Annotated in this window: 11 protein-coding genes; 5 read left to right on the plus strand and 6 right to left on the minus strand. The window is 74.3% G+C overall.

Annotated features, from left to right (window positions below; all coding sequences use genetic code 11):
• Positions 1–75: 75 nt before the first annotated feature.
• The 6 genes from ACFW9Z_RS10385 to ACFW9Z_RS10410 form a co-directional block, all read right to left on the minus strand.
• Positions 76–999, minus strand: a complete 924-nt coding sequence (locus tag ACFW9Z_RS10385; protein ID WP_384637370.1) for a LysR family transcriptional regulator — start codon at positions 997–999, stop codon at positions 76–78.
• Between the two features lie 49 nt (positions 1,000–1,048).
• Positions 1,049–2,248 (minus strand): glycine C-acetyltransferase, encoded by a 1,200-nt coding sequence (locus tag ACFW9Z_RS10390; RefSeq protein ID WP_384637372.1) that lies wholly within the window; start codon positions 2,246–2,248, stop codon positions 1,049–1,051.
• Positions 2,249–2,319: 71 nt separating this feature from the next.
• Positions 2,320–3,348: an L-threonine 3-dehydrogenase gene (gene tdh, locus ACFW9Z_RS10395; RefSeq protein ID WP_384637375.1), complete on the minus strand. Its 1,029-nt coding sequence runs from the start codon at positions 3,346–3,348 to the stop codon at positions 2,320–2,322.
• 303 nt (positions 3,349–3,651) lie between these two features.
• Positions 3,652–6,033 (minus strand): ABC transporter substrate-binding protein, encoded by a 2,382-nt coding sequence (locus ACFW9Z_RS10400; RefSeq protein WP_384637378.1) that lies wholly within the window; start codon positions 6,031–6,033, stop codon positions 3,652–3,654.
• A gap of 1 nt (position 6,034) precedes the next feature.
• Positions 6,035–8,239, minus strand: a complete 2,205-nt coding sequence (locus tag ACFW9Z_RS10405; protein ID WP_384637380.1) for a bifunctional serine/threonine-protein kinase/ABC transporter substrate-binding protein — start codon at positions 8,237–8,239, stop codon at positions 6,035–6,037.
• A gap of 9 nt (positions 8,240–8,248) precedes the next feature.
• Complete coding sequence (locus ACFW9Z_RS10410; RefSeq protein WP_384637550.1) at positions 8,249–9,004, minus strand: hypothetical protein; 756 nt, start codon at positions 9,002–9,004, stop codon at positions 8,249–8,251.
• Between the two features lie 693 nt (positions 9,005–9,697).
• On the opposite strand from ACFW9Z_RS10410, the gene ACFW9Z_RS10415 reads away from it, so the two are divergent.
• The 5 genes from ACFW9Z_RS10415 to ACFW9Z_RS10435 all read left to right on the plus strand — a co-directional run bounded on the left by ACFW9Z_RS10415 (position 9,698) and on the right by ACFW9Z_RS10435 (position 20,081).
• The gene (locus tag ACFW9Z_RS10415) at positions 9,698–12,286 is read left to right on the plus strand and encodes a family 16 glycoside hydrolase (protein WP_384637382.1); all 2,589 of its coding nucleotides are present in this window, start codon (positions 9,698–9,700) and stop codon (positions 12,284–12,286) included.
• A 168-nt stretch (positions 12,287–12,454) separates the two neighbouring features.
• Complete coding sequence (locus tag ACFW9Z_RS10420; protein WP_384637384.1) at positions 12,455–14,689, plus strand: hypothetical protein; 2,235 nt, start codon at positions 12,455–12,457, stop codon at positions 14,687–14,689.
• Positions 14,690–14,716: 27 nt separating this feature from the next.
• Positions 14,717–15,976, plus strand: a complete 1,260-nt coding sequence (locus tag ACFW9Z_RS10425) for a hypothetical protein (protein WP_384637386.1) — start codon at positions 14,717–14,719, stop codon at positions 15,974–15,976.
• Entirely contained in the window at positions 15,973–18,444 is a 2,472-nt protein-coding gene (locus tag ACFW9Z_RS10430; protein WP_384637388.1) for a GTPase-associated protein 1-related protein, read from the plus strand. Before ACFW9Z_RS10425 ends, ACFW9Z_RS10430 begins: the two co-directional genes overlap by 4 nt.
• Positions 18,444–20,081 carry a hypothetical protein gene (locus tag ACFW9Z_RS10435; RefSeq protein WP_384637390.1) on the plus strand — a complete coding sequence of 546 codons (1,638 nt, stop codon included), beginning with the start codon at positions 18,444–18,446 and terminating at the stop codon, positions 20,079–20,081. The genes ACFW9Z_RS10430 and ACFW9Z_RS10435 overlap by 1 nt, the downstream gene beginning before the upstream one ends.
• Positions 20,082–20,106: the final 25 nt, after the last annotated feature.

A 20,106-nucleotide genomic window follows, 5' to 3' on the forward strand; every position in this document is an offset into this window, starting at 1 on the left:
AGGCGTACGGCCTGGATCGACTGACCGGCAGGCGTACGGCCTGGATCGACTGACCGGCAGGCGTATGCCCTCCGCTCACACCCGTGCCAGCCCCGCCTCCCGTACCGCCACCGCCTCCATCGCGTCCAGCACCGGGCGGATCAGCGGATGGCCCTCGGCTCCCTGGCGTACGGCCGCGAAGACGCGGCGGGTGGGGGCGCTGCCCTCCACCGGGCGGACGACCACCCCGGTCAACTCCATCCCGCGCAGCGCGGAACGCGGCACCAGGGCCACCCCCGCATCCGCCCCGGCCAGCGCCACCACCGCCCGGAAGTCGTCCGACGAGTGCTCCAGGCGCGGGGCGAAACCGGCGGACTCGCAGGCCAGGACCACCACCTCATGGCAGGGGTTCCCCGGGTACGGCCCGATCCACGGGTCCTTGGCGAGGTCGGCGACCGCCACCTGGTCCTGGTCCGCGAGGCGGTGGCCCACCGGGAGCACCGCGTCGAACGGCTCCGAGTAGAGGGGGACGCGGGTGAGGCGGCGGTCGTCCTCGGCGGGGGCGCCCCGGTACTCGACCGCCACCGCGACGTCCACCTGCCGGTCCAGCACCATCGGCACGCTCGCGTCGCCCTCCGCGTCCTGGACCTTGACCCGGATGCCGGGCGCGGTGCGGGCCAGCTCGGTGAGGGCGGGGGCGAGGACGAGGCCGATGCCGGTGGCGAACGCGGCGACCGTGACCGTACCGGCGACGCCCGCGCTGTAGTCGGCCAGCTCCGCCTCCGCCCGCTCCAGCTGGGCCAGGACCACATTGGCGTGGACGAGGAGGATCTCCCCGGCGGCGGTGAGCCGGGCGCCGCGCGCACCGCGTTCGACGAGACGGTGACCGGTCTCCTGCTCCAGGGCGGCGAGCTGCTGGGAGACGGCGGAGGGGGTCAGATACAACGCGGCGGCGGCCGCGGTCACGGTGCGGTGGTCGGCCACCGCACGGAGGATTCGCAGCCGCCGCGCATCGATCATGTACCCATTGTCCCAGGTCGCGGCGGACGCCCCGACCCGGCGAAAAGGGTTACGCCTCCGCCTCCAGCGCCGCCCGGGCGTCGACGAAGGCGTCCACGGCGCGGTTCACATCGGCGGTGGAGTGCGCGGCGGAGAGCTGGACACGGATGCGCGCGGCCCCCTGCGGGACGACGGGGTACGAGAACCCGATCACGTACACACCGCGCTCCAGCAGCAGCTCCGCCATCCGGCCCGCCTTCGCCGCGTCCCCGATCATGACGGGGGCGATGGCGTGGTCGCCGGGGAGGATGTCGAAGCCCTCCTCGGTCATCCGGGTGCGGAAGAGCGCGGTGTTGGCGCCCAGCTGGTCGCGCAGGTCGCCGGCGGACTCCAGCAGGTCGATGACCTTGAGGGACGCGGCGGCGATGACCGGGGCGAGGGAGTTGGAGAAGAGGTAGGGGCGCGAGCGCTGGCGCAGCAGGGCGACGATCTCGGCGCGGGCCGCCACGTAACCGCCGGAGGCGCCGCCGAGCGCCTTGCCGAGGGTGCCGGTGATGATGTCGACCCGGTCCATGACCCCGTGCAGCTCGGGGGTGCCGCGGCCGCCGGGGCCGACGAAGCCGACGGCGTGGGAGTCGTCGACCATGACCATGGCGTCGTAGCGGTCGGCGAGGTCGCAGATGTCCTGGAGCGGGGCCACGTACCCGTCCATGGAGAAGACGCCGTCGGTGACGATCAGACGGCGGCGGGCGCCGGACGCCTCCTTGAGCTGCTTCTCCAGGTCGGCCAGGTCGCGGTTGGCGTAGCGGTAGCGCTGGGCCTTGGAGAGCCGGATGCCGTCGATGATCGAGGCGTGGTTGAGGGCGTCGGAGATGACGGCGTCCTCGGGGCCGAGGATCGTCTCGAAGACGCCGCCGTTGGCGTCGAAGCAGGAGGAGTAGAGGATCGTGTCCTCCTGGCCGAGGAAGGCCGACAGCCGCTGCTCCAGCTCCTTGTGGACCTCCTGGGTGCCGCAGATGAAGCGGACCGAGGCGAGCCCGTACCCCCAGCGGTCCAGCGCCTCGTGGGCGGCGGCGATGACCTCGGGGTGGTCGGCGAGGCCCAGGTAGTTGTTGGCGCAGAAGTTCAGCACCTCGCCCGCGCGGCCACCGGAGGTGACGGCGACGGTCGCGGACTGCGGGGTGCCGATCACGCGCTCGGGCTTGTGCAGCCCGGCGGCGCGGATCTCGTCGAGGGTGGTGCGCAGATCGTCGCGTACGGAGTCGAACATGCTGGATTCCTTAAAAGGGATGCGAGAAGAGGTTCGAGAAGTTCAGGAGGCTCGAAAAGAGGTTCGACGGGTCAGACGGTCCAGTCGAGGATGACTTTGCCGCCGAGACCGCTCGCCGCGTCGTCGAAGGCCGCTTCGAAGTCGCGGTAGCCGTACCGGCCGGTGATCACGGGGGCGAGGTCGAGGCCGCCCTCCAGCAGGACGGACATGGCGTACCAGGTCTCGTACATCTCGCGGCCGTAGATCCCCTTGATGGTGATCATCGAGGTGACGATCCGGGACCAGTCGACGGCGAACTCCTCGGCGGGCAGGCCGAGCATCGCGATCCGGCCGCCGTGCGTCATGTTCGCGACCATCTCGCGCATCGCCTCGGGGCGGCCGGACATCTCCAGGCCGATGTCGAAGCCCTCGCGCAGGCCGAGCTCGCGCTGCCCGTCCGCGATGGTCCGGTCCGCGACGTTGAGGGCGAGGCTGACGCCGACCTTGCGGGCGAGGGCGAGGCGGGCCTCGCTGACGTCGGTGATGACGACGTTGCGGGCGCCCGCGTGCCGGGCGACGGCGGCGGCCATGATGCCGATCGGTCCGGCGCCGGTGATCAGGACGTCCTCGCCGACCAGCGGGAAGGAGAGCGCGGTGTGCACGGCGTTGCCGAACGGGTCGAAGACCGCCGCGATGTCGAGGTCGACGGGGACCCGGTGCACCCATACGTTGGAGGCGGGCAGCACCACGTACTCCGCGAACGCCCCGTCCCGGCCGACGCCGAGGCCGACGGTGGAGCGGCAGAGGTGGCGGCGGCCGGCGAGACAGTTGCGGCACTTCCCGCAGACGAGGTGACCCTCGCCGCTGACCAGGTCACCGACCGTGATGTCGACGACGTCGGAGCCGAGGGCCGCGACCTCGCCGACGAACTCGTGGCCGAGGATCAGCGGGGTGGTGACCGCCTGCTGGGCCCAGCCGTCGTAGGCGCGGATGTGCAGGTCGGTGCCGCAGATCCCGGTACGCAGGACCTTGATCAGGACGTCGGTGGGGCCGTACTCCGGCTCCGGCACGTCCATCAGCCACAGTCCCGGTTCGGCCTTCTGCTTGACGAGTGCCTTCACGGCTGCGGCTCCCTGCACGTGGTACGCGGGTGGTGGATACCCCGGGCCTGGGGGCATGTCGGAGAACCCTGCGGCCCGGGGTGGTCTGGTGGGGCCGCCCCTGTGGCGGGGGGCGGGGTACGGCGGGACGGGACGGAGCACGCCCGTGCGGCTCCACGCACCGTTTCCGGCCGTCACCGAGAAGGCTGCCGTACGGCGGGGTCCCTGGTCCATCGAGGATTTCTTAAGCGCGGCCGCAGGAGATCTTCACACCTGGGCAACGGTTCACCCACCGCTGCCGTCCGCAGGCCTTCGTTCTCGCGGTCACAGCTCGCCGTACGGTCCCAGAAAGCGGGGGCGGCCCTTCTCGACCCGGTAGAGGAAGATCCCGCCCGGATGCCGGACCTGGCGTGTCGAGGCCTGGAACGTCAGGGTGCGGACGATGCCCCGGTGCTCGGTCCGGATCAGCCGCTGTGCCAGCCCGCCGCGCTCCCCGCCGCCCGCGCTCGTCGCCGCGGCGGCCCGGGCGATCAGGCCGACCGCGTCGTACGCCTCGGCGGCCCAGGTGGCGGGCGGTGCGCCGAAGCGTCCGCGGTGGGCGGCGGTGAACCTCGCGGCCGACGGGAGCGCCGCCGCGTCCGCGTAGGCCTCGGCGAAGACCCAGCCGTCGGCCGCCTTCCCGGCGCCCTTGAGGAAGGCGGGCCCGAGGGCGGGTCCGGCTCCGGCCCTTGTGCCGGTGAAGCCCTCGGCGGCGAGCGCGGTGGCCAGGCGGGCGGCCCGGGGTGCGGAGCCGCCCGCGTAGACCACGGCGTCGGCCCGGACGGCGGTGGCTCGGCGGGCCGCCGGGCGGAACCCCGACTCGCCCTCCGGGAGGGGGTGTTCGGTGAGGGTGGCATCGGCGAGGGCCGCTTCGCGGAAGGCGGAGCCGGTCTTCCAGCTCCCGTCGGGGTCGGCCTCGTCGAGGGCGAGGAGGATGCGCTCGGCGGGACGGGTGTGGACCAGATAGCTGACGAGGCCGGGGGCGAGGCTGCCGTCGTAGGGGCGGGTCACACAGAGCTGGAGGCTCGCGTCCCACGCGCCGGTGGCGGACCCGGCCGCGACGACGACCGTGGCGAGCCGCGCCTTTCCGTACCGCAGGACGACCGCCTCGGGCAGCACGTCACCGGTCGGCCCGAGGACGGCGATGACGTCCGGGTCGGCCACGAGCCGGTCGGCCGTGCGCAGGGCCCGTGCCTCGTCCCCGGCGTCGTCCTCGATGCGCAGGGCGAGGCGAAAGGCTTTGCCGGTACGGGAGTTGTGGTCGTCGACGGCGAGTTGCGCGCCGCGCCGGTGGGCCAGGCCGGTGGCGCGGCCGGGTCCGGTGAGGTCGGCGTGGAGGCCGATGGTGCGGGTGGGGAGATCGCCGCGCGGCCCGGCGGCGCGCTGCGGCCCGGCGCCTTGGTCGCGCGGCCGCAGGGCGAGCCAGGCCGCCGTGGAGCCGCCCGCCAGGAGCACGGCCCCGGCGGCCCCGGCGGCGAGGAGCCTGCGGCGGGTGAGGGAGGGGGGCGGGCCGGCGTCCGGTGTGGCGGTGGCGGGGAGGAGGGGGCCGGGGTCGGGCAGCGCGAGGGCGGCGGCCGAACGCTCGGCAATCAGGGCGGAGAGACCGGGGATCGACCAGGGGGCGGGGGGTGTCGGGGCGGTGGGGTCGGGGGGCGTACGGGGGCGGGGAGGCGTACAGGTCTCGGGGTCGTCGGACGTGCGGGAGGCGGGAGGCGTACGGGCCTCGGGGCCGTCGCACGTACGGGAGCGCGGAGGCGTGCGGGATTCGCGAGGCGTACGGGACGGGGAGGGCCGGGCCAGTGCCTCGCGTGGGTCCCCTCCTCGGGCGCCCTCCGCCGACGCCTCGCGCGGGCTCTCGCCTCCGGCGCCTCCCTCCAGCGCGTCCCGCGCCTCCCCCGCCCCCGGCCGGGCCGCCGGGTCCTTGGCCAGGCAAGCCGCGACCAGCGGCAGCAGCGCACGCGGTACGCCGTCGAGGTCCGGCTCCTCGTGGACCGTCCGGAACAGGACGCCCGCCGGGCTGCCGTCACCGAACGGGCGCCGCCCCGTGGCCGCGTACACCAGGACGCAGCCCAGCGAGAAGACGTCGCACGCCGGGCCCACCACCGGTCCGGCCGACGCCTGTTCGGGTGCGAGGTAGCCAGGGGTGCCGATCACCGCGTCGGTGGCGGTGAGGGCGGTGGCGCCCTCGTGCCGGGCGATCCCGAAGTCGATGAGCCGGGGGCCGTCCAGGGCGAGGAGAACGTTGCCGGGTTTCACGTCGCGGTGGATCAGCCCGCCCTCGTGCACGGTGACCAGGGCCGCCGCGAGCCGCGCCCCGAGCGCCCGTACGGTCTCGGCGGGCAGCGCGCCCCCGGCCCCGACGACCTCGCCCAGGGACGGGCCGGGGACGAAGGCGGTCGCCAGCCACGGCTCCCGCGCCTCCGTGTCCGCGCCGAGCACCGGGACCACCCACGGCCCGGTGATCCGCCCGGCGGCCTCCGCCTCGCGCCGGAACCGGGCCCGGAAGCCGGGGTCGGCGGCGTGCTCGGCGCGGATCACCTTCACGGCGGCGAGGGCCCCGCCCGCCGAACGCGCCAGGTAGACCACGCCCATGCCGCCCGCACCGAGCCGGGCCAGCGTGCGGTACGGGCCGGCCGTGCGGGGGTCCTGGGAGGTGAGGGGCCGCACGTCAGCTCTTCGGCTTCGGGGCCGCGCCGAGGTAGCGGAAGCGGCCGCGCTCCACCCGGTAGAGGTGGGCGTCCTGGCCCACCAGTGTCTGCCGCTTCTCGAAGGCGTAGGTGCGGGAGACGCCCTTGTACGTGGACGTGGTGACGGCGGCGGCGAGCGCGGCACGGGTGGGGCGCCCGTCGCCGGTGGGCCCGGATGGCGTGGTGCTCGGTGAACCGGCGGGCCCCGCACCGCTCTTCGTGGCCGAGCCCACCAGCGCGGCCACCCGCTGGGCCACGAGCCCGGCGACGTCGTACGCCTCGGCCGACCAGGCGGCGGGGGCGCTGCCGAAGCGCTTGCGGTGCGCGGCCGCGAAGTCGGCGGCACCCTCTGCCGCACCGGCATCCGTGAACGGTGTGACGAACTCCCACCCCTCGGCCGCCTCTCCCGCCCGCTCCAGGAACTCCGGCCCCATGGAAGCGTGTTGGGCCATGCGCGGCCCCTTGAACGGCGTGGCCGCCAGGGCGAGCGCGGCGCGGGCGGCCCCGGCCGTGTCGCCCGCGTAGAAGAGGGCGTCGACGCGGTGGGCGAGGAGGTCCGCGATCACCGGCCCGAGGTCGGCCGTCCCGGCCGGGACCACGCGCGGGTGGGTGGTCCCGGTGGTGAGGCCGGGGGTCATCAGATTGGCGGCGTACCCCGCCTGGTACGCGGCCTGTCCGCCTGACCGGTCGATCAGGACGCCGAGGCGCTCCACGCCGGGGCGCAGGAGGAGGTGGTGGACGATGGGCACGGAGAGAGCCGCATAGGAGGGGGAGGCCTGGAAGAAGGCGGAGTTGACGCGGGCCGGGTAGGCGATCTGGAGCGACGACACCGTCAGGAGGGGCAGCACCGCCTCGTCGTACCCGGGCAGTGCGGCCGCGGTGGTCGCGTCGCCGGTCGGACCGACGACCGCGAGCACATCCCGGTCGCGGGCGAACTCCTCGGCGACCCGCACGGAACGCGCCGGGTCGCCCCGGTCGTCGAGGACCTTCACGGTGAGCGTGAAGGGCTTGTCCGTACGGGAGTTGAAGCGGTCGACGGCCAGTCGCACCCCGCGCTCCTGCGCCCGCCCGGCCGCTTTCTGAGTGCCCGTCAAGTCAGCGTGTACGCCGATTGTCCAGCGCCGCCCCGCAGGCGCGCCGCTACGGCCGTCCGGCTCGTCGCCCATCAGCTGTACGGCGGCGAAGGCGCCCGCCCCGAGTGCCACCGCGCCGCCCGCCGCGAGCGCCAGGAACCGCCGCCGGGCCGGTGCGGGCTCGGCAGGGGGATCGCTCACCGTGGCGTCGATGTCGGGCAGTTCCAGCATCGCGGCGGACCGTTCCGCGATCATGCGGACGACGTCCTCGGGCAGCCAGTCGGCGTTCGCGCCTTCGCCCGGCACGTCCTCGGCGATCCTGGTGTCCAGGTCGGCGGCGGCGGGCCGGGCGGCCGGGTCCTTGGCCAGGCAGTCGGTGAGCAGGGCGCGGAGGCCGGGATCGTCGAGCCCGTCGAGGTCGGGTGCGTCGTGGACCGTGCGGTAGAGCAGGGCCTCGACGACCCCGCTACCGAAGGGCGGCCGGCCGATGGCCGCGTACGCCAGGAGGCAGCCGAGCGAGAAGACGTCCCCGGCCGGTCCGGCCACCGCCCCGCCCCCGGCGGCCTGTTCGGGCGGCAGGAAGCCGGGGGTGCCGACGAGGAGGCCGGTGGCGGTCAGCGCGGTGGCGTCGGCGGCGCGGGCGATCCCGAAGTCGATGAGCCGGGGGCCGTCCACCGCGAGGAGGACGTTGCCCGGTTTGACGTCCCGGTGGACAAGTCCCGCCCCGTGTACGGCGGTCAGGGCGCGGGCGAGCAGCCGGCCGAGCACACGGACGCTGCGGGCGGGCAGTGGGCCGCAGCGGGCGACGACCTCCGAGAGCGTCGGTCCGGGCACGAACTCCGTTGCCAGCCAGGGGGTTTCGCACTCGGTGTCGGCGCCGGTGACCGGGACGGCCCAGGGGCTGTCCACTCGGCGGGCGGCCTCGGCCTCGCGGCGGAAGCGGGTCCGGAAGTCCGTGTCCCCGGCGTACTCGGGGAGGATCACCTTGAGGGCGGCGAGCGCTCCGGCGTCGGTGCGCCCGAGGTAGACGACGCCCATGCCGCCCGCCCCGAGGCGGCCCAGGAGCCGGTGTCCGCCGATGCGCGCGGGATCGTTCGGTCGCAGTGCGTCCATCGCCCGGCCTCAGCTCTGCTTCTCGACGGCGGATTCCAGCCGGACCAGCATCGTGGCCTGCGCCTGGGTGACGAGGGCGTCGATCTCCTTCTCCGTGCGCCCCTTCGCCCCTTTGCCGGTCACGGCGACGGTGACCTGGTGCGTCTGCGCCTGCTGCCAGGTGTAGGGGTACGGCCCGCCCAGCTCGGTGGAGCGGTACTCGCCGGACTCCGTCAGCGCGTCGTCGGAGTTGCGCTGGACCTCCTCGCCCCCGAGGAGCGCGGCCGCGACCATGGAGCCGATCCGCTCGTCGGCGGTGAGCTGTTGCGTGGGGCAGCGCATGGTCTCCTCGATGGACTCCGCCATCTCCCACTCCGCGTCCTCGCGGCTGCGGTGGACGGTGACGACGGCGGCCAGCCGGACCGGCCCCTTGCCCGCGGCGGCGGGCACCTCGAAGTACCGGGTGCGGGTGGCCAGGACAGTGTCGGCCGGCTTGCCCTGCTTCCAGACGCAGTCGGCGCCGAGCACCGGCCAGGTGGCCGGATCACTCTCGTACGGACTCCGCTTCACCACCCCCGGACCGAAGCTGTCGGGACCGGCGATGACCTGGCCGATGAGGTCGAGAGCGGCGGCCCGGGTCCGGGGCAGTCGGGCGGGGTCGGGCTCGGCCGGTCCACCGGACGCCGTGGCATCCGCGCTCGGGCCGGCGCTGCCGCTGGCCCCGCGGTCCTCCGTACGGGGGCTGTCGCCGCCCCCGCCCGAGCAGCCGACGAGCAGCACGGGCACGATCACGAGACCCAGAGCACGCAGCCCCCGCACGCCCAACCACCCGACATCTAACGGCCCTTGACAGTCCACAGCGCTCTCCCCCCGCTCAGCCTCAACGCCGTGGCCGATCATAGGTTCACCGGGTGTGCCCGGAGCGGCACGGTCAGGGACCGTTGCCCCATCGGAACATGCGTGACAAGGCCTGCATACGGGCGGCTTGGGCCGTCAGTCGGCGGTCTCCGCGCGGAGGGCCGCACTTCGTTCATGGCGCCAACGCGGCACGGAACCAGTGCTGACAAACCAACAGAAACCATCAGGCCCCACCACGTTCAGACCTTTGCACGAAGACCGGCGAACTTTGAACACCGTGGTGACGAAGTATGGACGGCGTCAGCAGAAGCCTCCTACTGTTTCGGGCGCGACCCGCCGGAGTTACGCCGGGGTCACGCAGCCCGAACCGCACGAGCCGAACCGTTCACCCCCGGGCGACGGGTGGCCCCACCCACCGCCGCGACGTGCCTCTCGCTGCGAGGGGCCAGGAGGAAGAATGCATCCACGGCCGTTCCACCCCTTCCGCAGACCATCCGCATCGCGGCGCCGACCGCTCCGCAGGCACCTCACCGGCCTGCTGGCTGCCTCGTTCCTCATCGGCGCCTTCACGACGGGTCCCGGCTGCTCATCGACGACCAACTCGTCATCGACCACGACGGGTTGCACGGCGCCGACCCGAAGGACGGCACCGTCACCCTCACGGCGGGCCACCACTCCCTCCGTATCGACCAATTCGACCGCACCGGCGGCCAGCAGATCACGCTCGCCTGGCGGCCCCCGGGCGCCGATGGCTTCGCCGTCGTACCGAACTCCGTGCTGTCGACCGACGTCGTACGGGTGACGGCGCCGGGCCGCAAGGAGTGCGAAGGCGCGCTCGACTCCCCCGGCGACGGACTGCCGCTGACCGGGACGCACCCGGACTACGCGCTCACCGGCCTGCGCCCGGCGGGCTTCGAACCGCAGGTCACCGCGATGGACTGGCTGCCGGACGGGCGGCTCGCGGTGACGACCTGGGGCGGCACGGACAACGAGGACGGTGAGGCCTATCTCCTCGACGGCGTCCAGGGCGAGACCGGGCCGGACCGGGTGACGGCGAAGAAGGTGGCCGAGGGGCTCAAGGAGCCCATGGGCATCAAGGCGGTGGACGGCAAGCTCTACGTCTCGCAGAAGCACGAGCTGACCGAGCTGACCGACACGGACGGCGACGACGTCACCGACGAGCGACGGACCGTGGCCACCTGGCCGTACGGGGGCAACTTCCACGAGTTCGCCTTCGGCCTGCTCCACCGGGACGGCCATTTCTACCTCAACCTCTCCGTGGCGATCGACTACGGCGGAGCGACGACCGACCCGCAGCCCGCCCCGAACCGGGGCTCGACCATCAAGGTGAACAAGGAGACGGGCGAGGTCGATTACCTCGCCGGGGGCCTGCGGACGCCCAACGGCATCGGCTGGGGCCCGGACGACGAGCTGTTCGTCCTGGACAACCAGGGTGGCTGGCTGCCCTCCTCGAAGCTGGTCCACGTCGAGCAGGACCGCTTCTTCAACCACTTCACCAACCCGCCCGGCCCCTTCGACACGAAGCCGGTCACCAAGCCGGTGCTCTGGCTGCCGCAGAACGAGATAGCCAACTCCCCCAGTACACCTCTCCAGTTGACCGAGGGGCGGTTCGCCGGGCAGATGCTGTTCGGGGACGTGACGTACGGCGGGATCCAACGTGCCTACCTGGAGAAGGTCCACGGCGAGTACCAGGGCGCGGTCTTCCGCTTCACCCAGGGCCTGGAGGCGGGCGTCAACCGGATCAGCATGGGCCCGGACGGCGCGATCTACGCGGGCGGGCTCGGCGCGGGCGGCAACTGGGGCCAGGAGGGCAAGCTGGACCACGGGCTCCAGAAGCTCTCCCCCAGCGGTGACAAGGCGTTCGACATCCTGGCGATGCGGGCGAAGCCGGGCGGGTTCGAGCTGGAGTACACCGAGCCGCTCTCCGAGGAGACGGCGGCGCGGCTCGCCGAGAGCTACCGCGTCGAGCAGTGGACGTACGCGCCCACCCCGGCCTACGGCGGCCCCAAGATCGACGAGGAGACCCTCCAGGTCGGCTCGGCGACGCTCTCCGAGGACCGCAAGAAGGTCACGCTCGCCCTCCCCGGCCTCAAGGCGAACCGGGTCGTCCACGTCCGCTCGCCGCGCCCCTTCTCCTCCGCGAGCGGCACGGAGCTGTGGTCCACGGAGGCCTGGTACACGCTGAACTCCCTTCCTGGCACTCAGGCTTCGCCCACGCTGTACGAGGCGGAGGAGGCCACCCTGACCGGCGGCGCGGGGGTCGACACCGAGCACGCGGGCTACTCGGGCGGCGGCTTCGTCGACGACTTCGGCACCGAGGGCGCGGCGGTCACCTTCGACGTACGGACCGAGAAGGCGGGGACGTACGACGTCGGCCTGCGCTACTCCAACGGCCCGCATCCGGCCCCCGGTACGAAGACGGTCAGCGTCCACGTCAACGGCACCAAGGTCCGGCAGACGAGCCTGGCCTCCACCACCGACTGGAAGACCTGGGCGACGAAGAACGAGCAACTGGAGCTGGACGAGGGCCGGAACACCATCACGTACTCCTACGACAGCGGCGACACCGGCCATGTGAACCTGGACCTGATCGCCGTCCACCCGAAGGGCGCCCGTATCCCGCTCTTCGACGGCACCGGCCGGGCGAACTGGCAGCACCCGGACGGCCGGAATCCCGAATGGCCGGTGAGCGGCGGGGAGATGGAGATCAGGAACGGCGACCTGCGCACCAAGCAGGGGTTCGAGGACTTCCGCGTCCACGTCGAGTTCTGGCTGCCGAACCTCCCGCCGGACGTGACCGGCCAGGACCGCGCCAACAGCGGCGTCTACCTCCAGGAGCGGTACGAGGTGCAGATCCTGGACTCGTACGGGGACGACACGCTCGCCGACGACGAGGCCGGGGCGATCTACACGAAGAAGGCCCCGGACGTGAACGCGGCCACCCCACCGGAGACGTGGCAGACGTACGACATCACCTTCCGTGCCGCCCGGTTCGACTCATCGGGCAACAAGACGGAGGACGCGCGGATCAGCGTCGTCTGGAACGGTGTGACCGTCCACGACGACGTGGCGGTCGACGGCCCGACCGGCGGCGGAGCGGCCGAGGCCGCGACGGCGGGGGCCATCCGGCTCCAGGACCACGGGAGCAGGATCCGCTACCGGAACGTGTGGGTGGAGGCGCTGACGTAACGCCTGCTGCGGGGCGGCGGCCACGGGCTGCCGCCCCGTTGCCGTCCCCCGTCCCTCGTCCCCCATCCCTCGTCCCCCGCCCCTCGGGATGCGCGAAACGCCGTCGCAAGCGCCCCGGATCTGCTGGGATGGGCGGTGGCACATGAGCAGTGAGCACGGGGGCGCACGGTGGGGCTGGAGTTCGGGCACGACATCGGGCTGCGCCGTGCCCTGCGGGGGCTGCCCCTCGCCCCGCTCGTCCCGCGGTACGGGCAGCTCGTCGCCGAGCAACGAACCCTGGGGTTACGGCACATCGGCGACGCGCTGGTGGAACGCGGCCGGTCGCTGCGGGTGCTCGACGGGGTGTTCGAGGAGCGCGCCGCACGCCGCTGGCACCACATCAGCGTGGACCGGCTGCGCGAACTGGGCGCGGCGCGCGGTGGGGCGTACGGGCCGCTCTTCGACCGGTTGGAGGCGGTGCAGCTCCGGGACCCCGCCGCGCTGCGCCGCATCCTTCTCTACCAGCTCGTCGAACTGCTCCAGGCCGATCCGCAGGGCTCCGCGCCCGCCACCGCCGTCGCGCTGGGAGTCTGTCCGCAGGAGGCGGGCGGACTGGTCCGTGCCGCTGCCGTCCGTCACCGGCTGGACGGTGAACAACGGCGTGCGGCCGAGGAGTTGGAGGGGGCCTGGGAGAGCGGGAAGGTGCGGAGCGCGGCCCGGCTGGCGGCCCTCCTTCCGGCGGACGGCGGCGGCGACACACTGCTGCGCCGGAGGCTCGCGGACATCGCCGCGCGGGTGGCGGAGGCCGACGACGCCCTCGACGCCGGGCGGGACGCCGAACGGGCGGGGGACGCGGGCGCGGCCGAGGAGGGCTACCTCCGGGCCGCCCGGCTGGCCTCCGACTGCCGCCGTTCCCTGCTCGCGCTGGTCCGGCTGCGCCGCCCGGCGGACGACGGGGGCGGGGACGGGGGCTCCGGTGAGGTGCTGACGGCCCGCCTCGCGCCGGAGACCGTGACCGTGTCGCTCTCCCCGGCCGCCCGGGGCCCGGCCACCGGCACCCGGGTCACCCGGCTGGCCCGGGTGCCGGGCGGCCGGACCGGGACCGCCGAGATCACCGCCTCCCCGGCGGGCGGGTGGGTGGACCACGATCCGCCGTTCGGCCAGGAGGTCCGCTATGCGGCGTTCCCGCTGCGCGACGGCAGGATCGACGGCCCGCCCGTCGTGTCGGACGTGCTGCTCGTCGCCCCGGATGTGTCCGCGTTACGGTCCACCGGCGGCCGGGGCCGTATCGACGCCACGTGGACCGAGCCGTCGGGTGCGGTGGGTGTACGCGCCGGACTCGAAGGGCCCGGGGGTCCGGTGGCGGGCGTCGAGGTGCGCGCGGGTGCGCTGACCGCGACCGGTCTGGACGTCGGTGCGTACGTGCTCCGCCTCCACTGCCGCTACCGGTCGCCGGACGGGGGCGTCGTCGAGTCGGCGGGCAGCGAGCACCCGGTCTCCGTCGACCGCTGGCCCGCCCCGGTGGACGGGCTCGGCGCGTCGGCCGGTCACGGCTCCGTCCGGTTCTCCTGGAGCGGCGGCGAGGACGCGGACGTACGCCTCGTCTCCTGGGCCGGGGACCCGCCGGAACCGGGCACCGAGCTGACGTACGACCCGGCGGCGCCCTGGCCCGCCGCACTGCCCTGGGAGCCGGTGGCGGACGGCCTGGTGCCGCCTCCGGGCTCGGTCACCCGGGTGTCGGCGCTGGCCGTGCTCGGCCTGCGCGCGGTGGCGGGGCCGGGGCTGCTGGTCGAGTGCCCGCCCGCCGTGACCGGGGGCCGGGCGGAGCGGGGGGACGGGGGCCGGGCCCGCGTCACCTTCGACTGGCCGGACGAGGCGGGCGAGGTCGCGGCCACCGTGGACCAGGACGGCGGGCGCACCATGCACCGGGTGACCCGCAGCACCTACTTCCGCGAGGGGCTGTACGTGGACGTGTCGCCCTCCGCGTTCTCCGTCACCCTGTCCGCCGCGCCCCGGACGCCGGACGCGGTGGTGGTTCCTCCGCCGGGCGGCGGGATCCGGGTCCCGGCGGACATCGCCGTCAGCTACCGGATCGTGCCCGGGGCCCGCCGGGCGCTGCGCCGGGCTCCCGCGCGCATCCGGGTCACCCTGTCCTGCCCGGGTGAAGTGCCGGAAGAGCTGCCGGAGTTCGTCCTCGTGGCGAGGGCGGGCAGGGGACGCGACCCGATCCGGCCGAGCAACCACACGGACGGAACCACCCTGTTGAGACTCGACGGCGGCGAACTGCACCGCGAGGGCACGGTCGAGCTGCCCGTGCCGCCCGGCCTCCGGCCGCCCTACGCCCTGCGCGGTTTCCTCCTCGGCGACGGGGCCGCCGACGTACGACTCGATGAGCCCTCTCCCACGAATCTGGTGGTGCGCTGATATGAACGACCTTGGTGGTGCGCTGACATGACGACCGTCATCTGTCCCTACTGCTTCGACCGCGCACCGGCCGCGCGCCTGCCCTACCGCTGTCTGATGATGGCGACCGGGGTGCGCGGCGGCACCCCGTGCGACGCCGAACCCGACGATGTGTGGGCCGACTTCATGGGGCCGAGCCTGCCGCCGTCGCGGCGGCTGCGCGGCCCGGTCTTCCCCGCGCCCCGCACCCTCGCGACCCTGCGGGGCGCCTCGCCCCGGCAGCCGTGCCCGCAGTGCGGGGTGGCCACAGCGGTCCGGGTCTGCCGGAACTGCCACAACGACTTCCCCAGCGAGTACTGCGACCAGGACAGCCGCATCATCGCCCTGGTGGGCGCCAAGGCGTCCGGCAAGAGCACCTATGTGTCGGTCCTGGTCAACGAACTGCGCGGCCGGGTCGGCCGGGAGTACAACATCTCGCTGCCCGCGATGGGGGCCGAGACCCAGCGCCGGGACCGGGAGATGGCGGAGGACCTGTACGAGCGGATGCGGCTGCCCGACACGACACGTCCGGCGGCGATGGGCTTCAACGACCCGCTGCTCTACCGGCTGAGCGTACCGCGCACCGGGCGGTACACCCGGGGCAGCAGACACACCACCCTGGTCTTCTTCGACGCGGCGGGCGAGGACCTCAAGAGCGCCGAGGCGATGGCCCGTTACACCCAGTACCTGGCGGCGGCCGACGGGATCATCCTGCTCGTCGACCCGCTCCAGATGGGTTCGGTGCGCGACCGCAGCACCTCCGGCGAGGGGCCGCCGCTGCCCGCCGTCGAGACACCCCCGCAGCAGATCGCCTCCGACCTCGCCACCCAGCTCCGCTCCCACAAAAGGAGTGTCTCGCGGGGCCGGGTCACCACTCCGGTGGCCGTCGCCGTGACGAAGACGGACGCCCTGCGGCCTCTGCTGGGGTCACACTCACCGCTGCTCCGCAACGCCCCGCACACGGACGGCGAGCAGGACGACGACGACCGGCTCGCGGTGCACGAGGAGTTGCGGTCGCTGCTGAGCGACTGGGACTCCGGGGTGCTGTGCCGGCAGTTGGAGAACGACTTCTCCGAGCTGTCGTACTTCGGCCTCTCGGCGCTGGGCGCACCGCCGCCCGCCGACGCTCCGGCCGACGCGCCGAAGTCGGGCCCGCAGCCGCTGCGCGTGGAGGACCCGCTGCTCTGGCTGCTGGGGCGGCGCGGTCTGATCCCGGTGCGCAGAAGCCGGCGGGAGAGCCGGGACCGTACGGGGAAGGACGGCGCATGAGCCTGGGACAGCTGCACTACACCTCGGCGCCGCCGGGCCCCGACGGCTCGGGGTTCCGCTTCACCGCGCTCACCCCCGGGCTGCCGCAATCGGTGCTCCGGGAGGCCGAGCAGATCATCGGGTACGAGCCGCCGCGCAGCGCGCCCTCCCGCCCCTCCGAGGCCGAACTCGACGCGTTCCCTCGGGCGTTCAGCTATACCGAGCTGTCCGACGGGAGCCGTCTGCTGGCCCGTACGGTCTACACGGGCGCCGACTACAGCGGGCGCTGGGGCAACTTCCACGCCCATGCCGTGCATCTGGCCCCGGGGCAGTCGTTGCCGGACGGGGCGCTGCCCGTCAGCGCCTGGGAGTCGCCCGGGTGGGCCACGGCCACCCCGGAGAGCGGCGTCCCGGCGACCCTGGACGCGCTGCCGCCCTCCCCCCTGCTGGACCGGGACGGCCTGATCGCCTTCGCCGTCTCCCGGGCGCCCTGGCTGGCCGCCGTGTTCACCGATCTCCAGCGCCAGGCCGAGGACGAGACGGCCCCGCAGGTCGTCCTGGTCGAGCGGGACTGTGCCGATGTGGCGCGCTGGGTGGTGCTGGCCAGCACGGTGCTGCCCCGGGAGAGCGCCCACCGGCTGACGTTCACCACCTACACCCGGCGCCCGCACCTCGCCGGTCAGCGGATCATCGGTGTACTCCCGGACGACGCCCACGGGCTCGTCGGCGCCGGGCGCCGCTACCGGGTCCACGACTGCACCACCGCGCCCGCCCCCGACGGGCCGGAGCCGACCCCCTGGGCGGTGGCGGCCGCCCGGATCTGTTCGGCCGGAGCCTTCGAGCTGTTCCGCCGCGCCGCCCGGCTCCCGGGCGACCCGTTCACGGCGGGGTCCGTATCCGTGCTCGCTCTAGGCGCCGGGATCGAGCTGCCGTCACCGCACCGCACGGCGGCGGCCGTGTGGGCGCGCGAGCACCGGGCCGCGCTCGACGGGCCCGAACTGGACGGATTCGTAAGGGCGTTGGCGGCGCCCCGGCAGGAGACGGTACCGGCGGAGACCGCCGCGCTGGCCGAGCTGTTCGCCCGGGTCGGCGGGGAGATGCGGACGGAGACGGCCGCCCCGCTCGCCGCCCGCCTCCTCGTCGCCGCCGTCCGCTCGCCCGAGCCGGTGCGCCCGCCGGACCGTGCCGCCCTGGACGACGAGACGGCCCGGCAGCTCGCCGCCGAACTGGGCCCCGAGCTCAGGGCCGGGATCGCGTCCGGGGCAGGCAGCGGTCCGGGCGGCCTCTCGCGGCCCCTGCGGCTGCTGCGGGTGGCCGGTCTCCTCGCGGTGGACTGCTCCGATCTCGTACCGCAGCTCGCCCACCGGCTGGCGACCGGTCTGCTGGCCGATCCGTCGACGTACGGGGGTGAGCTGGACGAGACGCTGTCGGACCGGCCCGACCTGCGTACGGCCCTGCTGAGGGAGCTCGACGCGGCGGCCCAGGCCGGTCCGGCCGCCGTCACCGTACTCCTGGAGCGCGCGCCGCTGGAGCCGGCGAGCCGGGAGGGCCTGCCGTATCTGCGGATGTGCGAAAGAGCCGCCCGTGGACCGGCCGGGGGCGGGGACCGCAACGCCGAGCTGCACGCCGTGCTGGAGGCGGCGGGGGTGTCCCTCTTCGCGCATCCGCCCCTCCTGCGCACCGCCTTCCGGCTGGTGTGGGGCGCCACCGCGCCGACGGCCGAGGAGGCCCGGTACGTGCTGGCCGAGACGACCGCCGAGGTGCACCGTACGGCGCAGACCTGGCCGTTCCTCGTCACGGCGGCGCTCAGCGGCCGCCCGGGGGACCCGCATGCGGACGAGCTGGCGCACGAGCTTCTCGCCGCCTTCTCCCCGCAGTTGGAGCCCCGCGACCGGGCGGCGCTGCTGCTCCTGGAGTTCGCGCGGGACCTGCGGGCGGGCGGCGCGGGGTCCGGGTGGGTGGACCGGGTGGTGGGTCTGCGGAAGGCCGCCGAACCCGTCAGCCCCCCGGTCCTCGAACACGTACTCGGCAGGCTCGCCCATCGGCTGCTGACCGACAGCGGTGCGGGCCGTGAGCTCGACGACCTGATCCGCAGCGGCGACCCCGACCTCTGCGCGGCCTACGAGCGGGCCGCCCGCGAGGAGCCGGTCCGGCGCCGACTGGTGCGTGATCCCCGCTACTTCGCGGACTGCTTCGCCGACTGGAACGCCCACCCCCAGGCGGGCGGAGCCTGGGGCAGGGTCCGGGGCACGCTGCTGGAGGAAGTGCTGCGTCCGGCGCTGCGGGCGCTGACGGCCGAGGATCTGGCCGCCGTCGAGGCGTCCCTCAAGGAGATGGGGGGCCGGTACGCGGAGGACTTCCGCGCCTGGAACCGGCCCGGGGCGCTCAGCCGGTTCGGGCTGCGGTTCGGCGGGCGGGAGGGCCGCCCGGGCAGGGCCTCGCCCCGGCGCCGCGGCTCCGGCGGGCGGCCCGGGAAGGGTGGTGCGTGATGGGGTGGCTGATCACGGCGGTGCTCCAGGTGACGGTGGTGACCGGGGCGGGCGTGTTCCTGTTCCGCTCGTTCTGGGAGTTCCTCGCCCTGGGGCTCAGCTCCTCCGCGAAGGTCCTGGGCCCCCGGACCCCCAGCACACCCGACCCCCGCGTCCTGCCCGTGGGGGCCGGGCCCGCGCAGCCCGCCTACTGGTCGGGGCTGATGTGGGTGGACACGTACGGCTCCACCCGGGCCGCCGCCTCGGGGATCCGCCACCGGCTCACGGGCCGCTGGATGGGGGTCACCGCCCGGCGGATGTTCACCGGCCGGAAGCCCTCCACCGGCGTCCGCCTCGACCACGGGATCACCCGCTTCGCGGTCCGCGTCCTGGCGCCGGGCACCGCGCTCGGAGCGATCGCGGGGGCGCTCCTCGCCTCGGCCGTCCTGGTCCTGGTCCACCTCGTGATGTGGCTGCTGGTGTGTGCCGTCTGGCTGGCGGCGATCGCCTGGGTCACCGCCCTGCGCGGGGCGGACAAGGCCGGTGCCCTGGCGCTGCGGATCCGCATGAAGTGCCCCTATCCGGGGTGCTACCGGGCCTTCCCGCTCGCCGTGCACCGCTGCCCGGGGTGCGGTACGGCCCACGGGGAGCTGCGGCCGGGGCGGTTCGGCGCGCTGTGGCACGTCTGCGCGTGCGGGCGCCGGCTCGTCACCGTCTCCCTGGCCGGGCGCGACCGGCTCGCCGCCCAGTGCCCGCACTGCGACCGCTCGCTCCCCGCCGGGATCGGCCGGCTGCGCATCGTGCACGTACCGGTCGTCGGGGGGACCTCGTCGGGCAAGACGATGCTGATGGCGGCGGCGGTCGCCGGGCTGCACGCCACGGCCGGACGCAGTGCGCTGGAGATCTCGTTCGCGACGGCCGACGACCGGCGGGACGTGGTCGATCTCAACGGGCAGCTCAAGAACACCGGTTGGGTGCGCAAGACGCAGGGTGGTCAGCCCCGGGCCCTGATGCTGCGGATCACCCACCGCCACCGGCACCGGCTGCTCTACCTCTACGACCCGATGGGCGAGTCCCTGTACGACGTGGACTCCACCCGCCGTCAGGAGTATCTGGCCCACGCCGACGGGGTGGTCCTGGTCGTCGACGTCCTGGCCGACCCCCAGGTGCGCCGGTCCCTCTCGGCGGACGAGGAGGAGCTCGCGCTCGGGGCCAGCCCCTCGGACCCGGGGCCCTGGCAGACGTACCAGACGTTCACCGGTGAGCTCTCGGCCCTGGCCGGACGGCGACGGCGCGGCAGGCTACCGCTGGCGGTGGTGGTCACCAAACGGGATGTGCTCGACCGGATCGAGCGCCTGCGGGTCCCGGCGACGGGGATCGGCCCCTGGCTGGGCACGATCGGTCTCGACCAGCTGGTACGGGATCTGGGGCACCGCTTCCGGACCCGGCGGTACTGGGCGCTCAGCGCGTACGCGGCCACCGGGACCGGCCCCCTGGTGAGCGAGCAACGGCGGGCGGCGGAGGCCGTGTTGTGGATCCTCTCCCGCTCGGGGCTGCGGGTCGGCAAGCTGCTGCCGAAGGACCCCCGGGCGGCCCCCGCACCCCTGTCCGTACCTGGTCCGCGCAAGGCACCCGTACAAGATCGTTCAACCCGCTGACGGAGCCGGACGCGGTCGTTAAGGT

This window comes from Streptomyces sp. NPDC059452 (assembly GCF_042750035.1).
Classification (GTDB): Bacteria; Actinomycetota; Actinomycetes; order Streptomycetales; family Streptomycetaceae; genus Streptomyces.

Bases quoted from the DNA above. Each gene is read 5' to 3' on its own strand.
- ACFW9Z_RS10385 (WP_384637370.1), bottom strand. From the start codon at position 999: ATGATCGATGCGCGGCGGCTGCGAATCCTCCGTGCGGTGGCCGACCAC.
- ACFW9Z_RS10390 (WP_384637372.1), bottom strand. From the start codon at position 2,248: ATGTTCGACTCCGTACGCGACGATCTGCGCACCACCCTCGACGAGATC.
- ACFW9Z_RS10405 (WP_384637380.1), bottom strand. From the start codon at position 8,239: ATGGACGCACTGCGACCGAACGATCCCGCGCGCATCGGCGGACACCGG.
- ACFW9Z_RS10425 (WP_384637386.1), top strand. From the start codon at position 14,717: ATGACGACCGTCATCTGTCCCTACTGCTTCGACCGCGCACCGGCCGCG.
- ACFW9Z_RS10430 (WP_384637388.1), top strand. From the start codon at position 15,973: ATGAGCCTGGGACAGCTGCACTACACCTCGGCGCCGCCGGGCCCCGAC.
- ACFW9Z_RS10435 (WP_384637390.1), top strand. From the start codon at position 18,444: ATGGGGTGGCTGATCACGGCGGTGCTCCAGGTGACGGTGGTGACCGGG.